Source organism: Agrobacterium sp. NPDC089420 (assembly GCF_044900305.1).
GTDB lineage: Bacteria > Pseudomonadota > Alphaproteobacteria > Rhizobiales > Rhizobiaceae > Agrobacterium.
The window spans coordinates 244,651-254,574 of the sequence record NZ_JBJDMY010000001.1; the positions used below are offsets into that span (position 1 = coordinate 244,651).

The window sequence follows — 9,924 nt, forward strand, 5'->3', positions numbered from 1 at the left end:
AGACTGTTATTTCAGCATCGGCCAGAGGCTGACGACAAGAAGAACGGCCATGGTGATGTTGAACCATTTGAGCCGGACCGGCACGGACAGCCAGTCGCGCAGCGCAGAGCCGAAACCGGCCCAAGTGGAAACGCTGGGAAGGTTGACGGCTGCGAAGGCCACACCGACGACCAGAACAGTGACGAAATACTGCGCTTCGTTGGTATAGGTCGCCATCGCCGTCACCGCCATCACCCAGGCCTTGGGGTTGACCCACTGAAACGCGGCAGCGGCAAGGAAGCTCATCGGCTGCGTTGCGGCCGTACCTTCGTTCAGGCTGCGGGAAGTGCCGATCTCCCAAGCGATCCAGACGAGATAAAGCCCGCCCGCAAATTTCAGCCCGGTATAGAGCAGCGGCACCGAATGCAGCAGCGCCCCGAGACCGAAGCCGACCCCGATCAACAGCGACAGAAACCCAGCCCCGATACCCAGCATATGCGGAATAGTGCGGCGGAACCCGAAATTCACGCCGGAGGCAAAAAGCATCATATTGTTCGGGCCGGGCGTGATGGAGGTGGTGAAGGCAAACAGCACCAGGGCAACGAAAGTTTCAACGGTCATGGTCTCTCCTGTGACCGCGACCCTAGCCACGCAACAACCATCAGACCACCCCGGCGGGCAGATGGACGGGGTCAATTTTTTTGATGGATCGATCCGCGCCATGCCGGGTTTGAGAAGTCGAAGCAAAAGACTATTCTCACTCGACAACGCTGGAGCGAAACGATGTATGACGACATTCCTTCCGTTAGCTTTCCGTCCGGAAAAGAGGTTCCAGCCCTTGGCCTCGGCACCTGGAACATGGGGGAGACGAGATCATCCGCGCCGCAGGAGGTCGAAAGCATCCGCAAGGCGATCGATCTCGGCATGCGGCTGATCGACACGGCGGAAATGTATGCCGATGGCCGCTCGGAAGAGGTCGTCGGCGCGGCCATAGCCGGCCGCCGCGACGAGGTGTTTCTGGTCAGCAAAGTCTATCCGTGGAATGCCGGCGCCCGAGGCACGGCGGAGGCCTGCGAGCGCAGCCTTGCACGGCTCGGCACCGACCACATCGATCTCTATCTGCTGCACTGGCGCGGCGAGCATCCGCTCGAAGAAACCGTGGCGGCTTTCGAAAGGCTGAAGAGCGACGGCAAGATCGGCGACTGGGGCGTCTCCAATTTCGATACCGACGACATGGAGGAGCTTTTCGCCGTACCCGATGGCAAAAACTGCGCCGCCAATCAGGTGCTTTATAATCTCTCCCGGCGCGGACCGGAATTCTCGCTGCTGCCCTGGTGCCAGGAGCGCGGCGTGCCGCTGATGGCCTATTCCCCCATCGAGCAGGGCCGCATCCTGAAAAACCACGAACTCATCCGCATCGCCAAGGCCTATCAGGCGACGCCGGCGCAGCTGGCGCTGGCCTTTCTGCTGGAAAGAGACGGCGTCATCGCCATACCGAAATCCGCCAGCACCGCCCGAGTGGAAGAAAACCGCGGCGCGACCGATCTTGAGATAACCGAGGAAGACTGGGCCACCCTCGATGCCGCCTTCCCGCCACCGACCCGCAAGACGTCATTGGAAATGCTCTGACGGGACATGGAGTTAAGAGGCATTCCGGAATCAGGCGCTGAAGCGGTTGAATCGGAACATGAGAAGCGGGACGACACCGCCGCGCCACCGGAACAGCCAGTAACGGCGCGGCAAGCCGCGCCGTCAATCCCGATGGCCGAGCGTATTTTATGAGGGTATGCGCTGCTCATACTCTTTCCGCAGCAACAGCCAGGCATCCCAGAAAGGTCCCGGTTCCCTCTCCAGAAGACGGGCAGCAAGAATATCGAGATGCGCGTGCCAGCCGGAGCTGACATCGAGCCTGGTCTTCCTGTCAACCAGCCGCTGGTGAACCAGCGTCAGAAGCACGTCCTTGCCCAGAGCCTGAAGCTCGATCGAGACCTCCCCGCCATCGCCCCAGCTGAAGACAAGGCAATGCGGCGGAACGACGGCAATGATGCGGGACGCCATCTTTTCCTCCTCGGAAAAGCCCTCCGGCCGGTGACCGGGCGGATTTGAAAGCTCGTCATTGCGCCAGACGAGTTCGAACGGCGCATCCGGTGCCAACCGCATTTCACCCGATGCCAGCCAGCGGCGGCGAAGATCGCTTTGTGTCAGATAGGCCCAAACCCGCTCGATCGGCCCGGGCAAAAGCCGTTCGATCTTCAGGGTCGAGGGCTCGGCGAGACGACCATAGGCGTCAGGCATTGTCATATCAGCCATTGTCATTTCCTCCATCTGCAGGGTTTTTCCCCTGCTCCTCCTCCCGGAGCATCTGCTCGAGAATATCGAGACGGCTGTTCCAGAACTGCCGATAGAAGCCCAGCCATTCATGCGCCTGCGCCAGCGGTTCCGGCGCCAGCCGGCAGACATGGGTGCGCCCCCTCACCTCGCGGTGGATCAGCCCGGCATTTTCCAGCGCCTTGATGTGCTTGGAAGCCGCAGCCAGCGATATGTCGAACGGTTCGGCCAACTGGCTTATCGTTCGTTCGCCAAGGGAAAGGTCACGCAGCATCGTCCGCCGCGTCGCGTCGCCAAGAGCATGAAAGACAGTGTCGAGCTGTGGAACAGATAATTCAACCATATTGTTGAATATAACGCGCCGATCCAGAAAGTCAACCATATGGTTGAATATTGAATGGCGGAAATGACGCCCATAAAAAACCCGCGGCGAACCGCGGGCTTATAGTCCAGCACCTGCGCCGAACAGGGAGATTACATCCCCTGCGAACCGCGGTTCATCGCAGCAATGCCCGTGCGGCAGATCTCGATCAGGCCGAGCGGCTTGATGATGGCCACGAACTGGTCGATCTTGGATGACTTGCCGGTGATTTCGAAGATGAAATGCTCCACCGTCGCATCCACCACCTTGGCCTGAAACGCATCGGCAAGACGCAGGGTCTCGGCGCGGTCCTCGCCGGAACCCGCAACCTTGATGAGCGCCACTTCGCGCTCGATCGGCCGTTCCTGCCCGAGTTCGCGGGCACGAACAGTGAGATCGAGAACCCGGTGCACCGGCACGATGCGCTCCAGCTGCGCCTTGATCTGCTCCAGCACGATCGGCGTGCCGCGCGTGACGATGGTGATGCGCGACAGATGCGCCTCGTGTTCCGTTTCCGAAACCGTCAGGCTTTCGATGTTGTAGCCACGGCCGGAAAACAGGCCGATGACCCGGGCGAGAACGCCCGGCTCGTTGCTGACGAGAACCGACAGCGTGTGATTTTCGACGGCAGCCGTTTCCTTCTGGATGAAATAGGCGGAGCCGGTGGGTTGTAGGTGTGCGTTCATGTCCTTTTCCTCTCCCGGCTCAGACTAGCTGACGGCCCTTGGCGTCAATGGCGTTGGCAACCGCTTCATCCGTCGCCTCGTCCGGCAACAGCATCTCGTTATGGGCTTTACCAGACGGGATCATCGGGAAGCAATTGGCGAGATTGGCGACGCGGCAATCGAAGATGACCGGCCTCTTGACCGCGATCATCTCCGCAATCTTGTCGTCCAGTTCCTTGGGATCGTCGCAATACATGCCGACCGCGCCATAGGCTTCCGCCAGCTTGACGAAGTCGGGCATGGCTTCGGTATAGGAGTTGGACAGGCGGTTGCCGTGCAGCAGCTGCTGCCATTGGCGCACCATGCCCATATACTGGTTGTTGAGGATGAAGATCTTCACCGGCAGGCCGTACTGGATGGCGCAGGACATTTCCTGGATGCACATCTGGATCGAGGCGTCACCGGCAATGTCGATGACCAGTGCGTCCGGATGCGCAACCTGAACGCCGATGGCCGCCGGCAGGCCGTAGCCCATGGTGCCGAGGCCGCCCGAGGTCATCCAGTGGTTCGGCTCCTCGAAACCGAAGAACTGCGCCGCCCACATCTGGTGCTGGCCAACTTCGGTGGTGATGTAGGTGTCGCGGCCCTTCGATGCCTCATAGAGCCGCTGCAGCGCATATTGCGGCATGATGACATCGTTGGAATTCTTGTAGGCGAAGGAATTGCGGGCGCGCCAGCGCTCGATCTGCGCCCACCAGTCGGCGGTCTGCGCCTTTTCCGGCTTCTTCGGCAAAGCGCGCCACAGGCGAACCATGTCTTCCAGAACATGGCCGACATCGCCGATAACGGGCACGTCGACGCGAACCGTCTTGTTGATCGAGGACGGGTCGATGTCGATGTGGATCTTCTTGGAATTCGGCGAGAACGCATTGATGCGCCCGGTAATTCGGTCGTCGAAACGCGCGCCGACGCAGACGAGAACATCGCAATCATGCATCGTCATATTGGCTTCGTAGGAACCGTGCATGCCCAGCATGCCGAGCCAGTTCTTGCCGGATGCCGGATAGGCGCCGAGACCCATCAGGGTCGAGGTGATCGGGAAGCCGGTCAGCTCGACCAGCTCGCGCAGCAGGCGGGTGGCTTCCGGGCCGGAATTGATGACGCCGCCGCCGGTGTAGAAAACCGGTTTCTTCGCCTTCGACATCAGTTCGATGGCCGCATGGATGGCGTTGAGGTCACCCTGAACCTTCGGCTTGTAGCTCTTCTGCTGAACCGAGGCGGAAGGCGGCGTATAGGTGCCGGTGGCAAACTGGATATCCTTCGGAATATCAACGACGACAGGACCGGGACGGCCTGTCTGCGCAATACGGAAGGCCTCGTGGATGATGCCCGCCAGCTCGTTGACATCCTTCACCAGCCAGTTGTGCTTGGTGCAGGGGCGCGTGATGCCGACCGTATCGCATTCCTGGAACGCGTCGGAACCGATCAGCGTGGTGGGAACCTGGCCGGACAGGCAGACGAGCGGAATGGAATCCATCAGCGCATCCTGCAGCGGGGTGACCGCATTGGTCGCACCAGGACCGGAGGTGACAAGCATGACGCCGACCTTGCCAGTGGAGCGGGCATAACCTTCGGCCGCATGGCCGGCGCCCTGCTCGTGGCGCACGAGGATGTGCTGGATGTCTTCCTGCTGGAAAATCTCGTCATAGATCGGAAGTACGGCACCGCCCGGATAACCGAAGATATGCTCGACGCCGTTGTCCTTCAGCGCCTTGAGAACGATCTCCGCACCTGTCATGCGATTGCTGTTTTCCGTATTGTCCTTATCCGTCATTGCCTGTTTCCATCCCGCTTTGGCTTTGGATATCGAGGAGCCCGAGGGCCTGTTTGAAGACATAAAAAAAGGCCCCTTAAGGAGCCTCGTTCAGCGCATGGGTGCTTTCGCCGGATGGTTACACCATCCTGCCCATGCGCCGTCCCACCACGATAAGTACGTTAAGATTTTTCATGGGCCGGAGTGTTAGCCAGAAAAGCGCCTGCCGTCAACGCATATTGCGGAAAAAATCGGCGGCCGCTTTTTTTATTGCCCGAAAGACGCCGGCAACGAAATTTTCGAACAGAATCGATACACAGGTTGTTAAATATAATCTTTTATTATCGAGGACGCAGATATTGCCCGAACCACCGCGCCCAACCGCATGTCCCGGGATAAGATGTGAATAATAACGCGTTTCATAAGGCGTCGCGCATGGACGAAAACGAACGGCGATCCGGCGAGCAACCGGCAAACCGCCTGCTTGGCCGCGTCATCGCCTGCGACGGCGCCCATGCCACCATCGCCGCCGAAACGGAGCCCGGCTCCACCGATGTCGCGCAACTCTGGTCCGTCGGCCGCCTTATCTCCATCGAAATGGGCACGAGCCGCGTCGCGGCGCTGGTGCATGCCATGCGCACGGCCGAAGGCCATTGGGCGCCGGACAGGCCGAACAGGCTGCTGATCGACGTGGAGCTGATGGGCGAGGTCTATCGCACCGAGGACGGCAGCGAGCGCTTTTCCACCGGCATTTCCCGCTACCCCTATCTTGGCGCTGTGGCGCACCGCATCCGCACCAGCGATCTTTCAAAGATCTACGACAGCGGCAAGCGCGACAGCTGCGTCATCGGCAAGCTGACACAGGACGACACGATCGGCGCGGCCATCAACATTCAGCAGATGCTTTCCAAACATTTCGCCGTGGTCGGCTCCACCGGCGTGGGCAAGACCACCGCGGTTTCCCTGCTTTTGCACAAGGCGATCGAAACGGACCCGAAACTGCGCGTCCTCATTCTCGATCCGCACAACGAATTCGCCGCCGCTTTTCCCGATCATTCGGTCGTTATCGATACCGATACGCTCGACCTTCCTTTCTGGTTGATGCGCCTTGAGGAATTTGCGGAAGTCGTCTTCCGTGGCCGCAAGCCCGTGCCGGAAGAAATGGATTTCCTGCGCGATCTCATCCCGGATGCGAAAAAGGCGTTTCGCGGCACCGAGGGCTCCGCGGTTCGCCGCACCTCCGACAAAAGCGCGATCACGCCGGATACGCCGGTACCCTATCGCATGGCCGATCTCCTCGCCCTCATCGACGAGCGCATCGGCCGGCTGGAGGGGCGCGGCGAAAAGCCGGCTCTGCGCTCCCTGAAGGGCCGCATCCTCTCGGCCATCAACGATCCGCGCTACAATTTCATGTTCTCCAGCAATACGATCAGCGACACCATTCTGGAAACCGTCGCGCATATTTTCCGTATTCCCGGGGAAGGCAAACCGATTTCGGTGTTCCAGCTCTCGGGCATCCCTTCCGAAGTGGTGAATTCGGTGGTCTCCGTTCTGTGCCGCATGTCCTTCGAACTGGCGGTGCTGGCGCGCGGTTCGCTGCATATGCTGGTGGTTTGCGAGGAAGCGCACCGTTACGTTCCGGCCGACCCCGAACGCGGCTTTTTCCCCACCCGGCAATCCATCGCCCAGATCGCCAAGGAAGGCCGCAAATACGGCATTTCGCTCGGCGTCATCAGCCAGCGCCCCAGTGAGCTGGACCAGACCATCCTGTCGCAATGCTCGACCGTTTTCGCCATGCGGCTCTCGAACGAGATCGACCAGAGAATCATCCTGTCGGCCGTGCCGAACGCCTCCGCCTCTTCCACCAGCTTTCTCTCCTCCATCGGCAATGGCGAAGCCATCGCCTTTGGCGAGGCGGTCGGCGTGCCGATGCGGATGCGCTTCGACCGCGTGGCGGCCGCCAAGCTGCCGAAAGCGAGCGGCTCCGTCAGTCACGCACCGCATGAAACGCCCGACACGGTCGATCTGAATGCCATCGTTACCCGCATGCGCGCCGCAAGCAGGCCGGTCATCACCGGCTTCCAGCAAAGTGTGGAAGCGGCCCTGTCCGATCTGCCGGAACCGACACCGCCGCCCCGGGAGACCGACGATATCGATCGCTGGAAGCGAGAATTGGGGACGGCCGCAACGGAAGGATACGAACCCTACCGGCCGGACATGCTGCCGGGACGCACACCACCAGCCCTGCCCAATCCGCCAGCACCGGACACCACCACGGGGGCCGTCAACGAATTGCGCAGGGCCGGTTTCCAGATGCAGGCGCAGAATGGCCCACCTCCGGCCGATCCACGCCCTTCACTGCGTGAAAGCCTGCTGAAAAAGCCGCTCGGCAGTCTCTACCGCAAGGACTGAGGACAACCCTCACGGCTGGATGCGTGTCCAGTCGTCTCCCATCTGGTTGCGGAACCATGTCATCTGCCGTTTGGCATATTGCCGGGTTGCGGCGGCCGACCGGTCGATCACCTCCGCCTTGCCGATGTGGCCGGACAGCAGGTCGGCAATCTGGGCGACACCGATCGCCTTCATCGCCGTTGCGTCGGGCGCAAGCCTGAGCGCCAGAAGCGCCTTCACCTCCTCCACCGCGCCGCTCTCCATCATCGTTTCGAAACGCCGGTTGATGCGCTCATGTAGCACCGGTCTTTCCGGCAGGACGACAAATTTTTGTGCCCTGTCCGGATCCACGATCACCGGGCCGCTGGACCGCTGGAAGTCCCGGATCGATTTTCCCGTCGCCGCAAGCACCTCAAGCGCCCGGACGACACGCTGGCCGTCTCCCGGCTGGAGCATTTCGGCCATGGCCGGATCGCGCCGGGACAATTCGGCGTGAAGCGCAGCCGCCCCCTGCGTGATCAGGCGGGCGCGAAATCCCTCGCGGATGTCATCGGGAATGGCGGGCATGTCGGAGAGGCCGCCCGTCAGCGCCTTGAAATAAAGCCCCGTGCCGCCGACGATGACGGGCAAACGCCCCTGCCCGCGCAAATCCGCAAGCAGGGCGGAAATCTCCCGCAACCATTCGCCGGTTGAGTAGAGGCTGCTCGCCGGCACATGGCCGTAGAGAAGGTGCGGCACGCCCGCCATTTCCTCCTCCGAAGGCCGGGCGGTCAGCACCCGCAGCGTGTCGTAAACCTGCATGCTGTCGGCATTGATGACGACGCCGTTCCGCTCCCGTGCCAGGCGAAGCGCAAGCGCGGACTTGCCGCTTGCCGTCGGGCCGGTTATCAGGATCGCATCAAAATTCTCATCAAGGTTTTTCATCATGGCTCTCGTTGCCACGCTTATCGCCAATCCGTCAAATCCTGTTCTGACACCGGCCCTCGGAGAAGCGGCCGCAAAGGCCGTCAACGCATCGGGTCTTTATTGGCTGGCCGATGGCATCGCCTGCGATATCGCCCTGCCTTCGGGCGCTGCGGCCGAACAGGCGCGCAGCGCGATTGCAGCCACGCTTGCCGGCAAACCCATCGATATCGTCATCCAGGAGCAGGACAAGCGCCGCAAGAAGCTGCTGATTGCCGATATGGATTCGACCATGATCGGTCAGGAATGCATCGATGAGCTGGCCGCCGAAGTCGGCCTGAAGGACAAGGTATCCGCCATCACCGCCCGGGCCATGAATGGCGAGATCGCCTTCGAACCGGCATTGCGTGAACGCGTGGCGCTGCTGAAGGGACTGCCGGTCTCTGTCATCGACGATGTCATCGAAAAGCGCATTACCCTCACACCGGGTGGCAAGGAGCTGATCGCCACCATGAAGGCGAAAGGTTATTACACCGCGCTCGTCTCCGGCGGTTTCACCGTCTTCACCGGCCGCGTCGCGGCCATGCTGGGTTTTGACGAGAACCGCGCCAATCTGCTCGGCGAAGCCAATGGCGAGCTTGACGGCACCGTTGCCGAACCCATCCTCGGCAAACAGGCCAAGGTGGATGCGCTGAACGATATCGCCGCAAGGCTCGGCATCTCACCGGAAGAGGCAATGGCGGTCGGCGATGGCGCCAACGATCTCGGCATGCTGCATCGGGCCGGCGCGGGCGTCGCCCTGCACGCAAAGCCCGCCGTGGCGGCCGAGGCGCAGATGCGCATCGACCATGGCGACCTGACCGCGCTTCTTTATATTCAGGGTTACCGCAACGCGGATTTTGTCACTCCATGATCATCCGCGAAACACCCCGACTCATTCTGCGCGAGTGGAAGGAGAGCGACCGCGACCTGTTCCGCGAAATCAACGCCGACGAAAAGGTCATGGAGTTTTTCCCCTTCCGCCGCAGCCATGCCGAAGCGGATGCGGTTCTTGAAACCATCAACGGCATGATCCGTGGCAGCGGTTATGGCTTTTACGCCATGGAGCTGCGCGAGACCGGCGAGGCCATGGGTTTCTGCGGCATATCGCCCGTCATGAACCTCGACCCGCCCTTCCCGCTCGGCACCATGGAGATCGGTTGGCGGCTCGCCACCCGTTACTGGGGGCATGGCTATGTGACGGAAGCCGCTCAATCGCTGCTCGTCATGGCCTTCGATGAGAAGGAAACGCCGGAAATCGTCTCTTTCGCCGTCCATAACAACCAACGTTCGACAGCGGTCATGGAGCGCATCGGCCTGAAGCGCGACCCCTCGCGCGATTTCGACCATCCGCGCGTACCGGAAGAAACGCATCCCCATCTGCGACCGCACGTCACCTATGCGCTGACGCTGGAGGAATGGCGGACGCGGTAACGCCCAGCCCG

The 9,924-nt window shown here is 61.2% G+C and carries 10 protein-coding genes; 4 read left to right on the plus strand and 6 right to left on the minus strand.

Annotation, left to right across the window (positions count from 1 at the left end):
* Positions 1-6: 6 nt before the first annotated feature.
* Positions 7-600, minus strand: coding sequence for a LysE family translocator (locus ACI2KA_RS01265; protein WP_404498480.1), 594 nt, complete (start codon positions 598-600; stop codon positions 7-9).
* Between the two features lie 162 nt (positions 601-762).
* Between ACI2KA_RS01265 and ACI2KA_RS01270 the strand changes: the two genes are divergently transcribed.
* Complete coding sequence (locus ACI2KA_RS01270) at positions 763-1,608, plus strand: aldo/keto reductase (RefSeq protein ID WP_404498481.1); 846 nt, start codon at positions 763-765, stop codon at positions 1,606-1,608.
* Positions 1,609-1,755: 147 nt separating this feature from the next.
* On the opposite strand, the gene ACI2KA_RS01275 is transcribed toward ACI2KA_RS01270, so the two are convergent.
* From ACI2KA_RS01275 to ACI2KA_RS01290, 4 genes are all read right to left on the minus strand, one after another.
* Positions 1,756-2,289, minus strand: coding sequence for an SRPBCC family protein (locus ACI2KA_RS01275; protein ID WP_404498483.1), 534 nt, complete (start codon positions 2,287-2,289; stop codon positions 1,756-1,758).
* Positions 2,282-2,650 (minus strand): ArsR/SmtB family transcription factor, encoded by a 369-nt coding sequence (locus ACI2KA_RS01280; RefSeq protein ID WP_404498922.1) that lies wholly within the window; start codon positions 2,648-2,650, stop codon positions 2,282-2,284. The genes ACI2KA_RS01275 and ACI2KA_RS01280 overlap by 8 nt, the downstream gene beginning before the upstream one ends.
* A gap of 131 nt (positions 2,651-2,781) precedes the next feature.
* Positions 2,782-3,354 carry an acetolactate synthase small subunit gene (gene ilvN, locus ACI2KA_RS01285; RefSeq protein ID WP_137452997.1) on the minus strand — a complete coding sequence of 191 codons (573 nt, stop codon included), beginning with the start codon at positions 3,352-3,354 and terminating at the stop codon, positions 2,782-2,784.
* Between the two features lie 19 nt (positions 3,355-3,373).
* A complete protein-coding gene (locus ACI2KA_RS01290) occupies positions 3,374-5,167 on the minus strand; it encodes an acetolactate synthase 3 large subunit (protein WP_404498485.1) in 1,794 nt (597 codons plus the stop codon).
* 381 nt (positions 5,168-5,548) lie between these two features.
* Here ACI2KA_RS01290 and ACI2KA_RS01295 point away from each other — a divergent pair, with 381 nt between their 5' ends.
* Positions 5,549-7,558, plus strand: a complete 2,010-nt coding sequence (locus ACI2KA_RS01295) for an ATP-binding protein (protein ID WP_404498487.1) — start codon at positions 5,549-5,551, stop codon at positions 7,556-7,558.
* A gap of 9 nt (positions 7,559-7,567) precedes the next feature.
* Here the strand turns inward: ACI2KA_RS01295 and miaA are convergent, their stop codons facing one another.
* On the minus strand, positions 7,568-8,464 hold the full coding sequence (gene miaA, locus ACI2KA_RS01300) for a tRNA (adenosine(37)-N6)-dimethylallyltransferase MiaA (RefSeq protein WP_404498489.1): 897 nt from the start codon (positions 8,462-8,464) through the stop codon (positions 7,568-7,570).
* Between miaA and serB the strand changes: the two genes are divergently transcribed.
* Positions 8,463-9,353 (plus strand): phosphoserine phosphatase SerB, encoded by an 891-nt coding sequence (serB, locus tag ACI2KA_RS01305; protein ID WP_404498491.1) that lies wholly within the window; start codon positions 8,463-8,465, stop codon positions 9,351-9,353. The genes miaA and serB overlap by 2 nt on opposite strands.
* Complete coding sequence (locus ACI2KA_RS01310; protein WP_404498493.1) at positions 9,350-9,913, plus strand: GNAT family N-acetyltransferase; 564 nt, start codon at positions 9,350-9,352, stop codon at positions 9,911-9,913. Before serB ends, ACI2KA_RS01310 begins: the two co-directional genes overlap by 4 nt.
* The last annotated feature ends 11 nt before the right edge of the window (positions 9,914-9,924 follow it).

What these genes read in the sequence shown, in the direction of transcription:
- ilvN (WP_137452997.1), bottom strand. Translation starts at nt 3,354, where the DNA reads ATGAACGCACACCTACAACCCACCGGCTCCGCCTATTTCATCCAGAAG.
- ACI2KA_RS01280 (WP_404498922.1), bottom strand. Translation starts at nt 2,650, where the DNA reads ATGGTTGAATTATCTGTTCCACAGCTCGACACTGTCTTTCATGCTCTT.
- ACI2KA_RS01270 (WP_404498481.1), top strand. Translation starts at nt 763, where the DNA reads ATGTATGACGACATTCCTTCCGTTAGCTTTCCGTCCGGAAAAGAGGTT.
- ACI2KA_RS01275 (WP_404498483.1), bottom strand. Translation starts at nt 2,289, where the DNA reads ATGGCTGATATGACAATGCCTGACGCCTATGGTCGTCTCGCCGAGCCC.
- ACI2KA_RS01290 (WP_404498485.1), bottom strand. Translation starts at nt 5,167, where the DNA reads ATGACGGATAAGGACAATACGGAAAACAGCAATCGCATGACAGGTGCG.
- ACI2KA_RS01310 (WP_404498493.1), top strand. Translation starts at nt 9,350, where the DNA reads ATGATCATCCGCGAAACACCCCGACTCATTCTGCGCGAGTGGAAGGAG.
- ACI2KA_RS01265 (WP_404498480.1), bottom strand. Translation starts at nt 600, where the DNA reads ATGACCGTTGAAACTTTCGTTGCCCTGGTGCTGTTTGCCTTCACCACC.
- serB (WP_404498491.1), top strand. Translation starts at nt 8,463, where the DNA reads ATGGCTCTCGTTGCCACGCTTATCGCCAATCCGTCAAATCCTGTTCTG.
- miaA (WP_404498489.1), bottom strand. Translation starts at nt 8,464, where the DNA reads ATGATGAAAAACCTTGATGAGAATTTTGATGCGATCCTGATAACCGGC.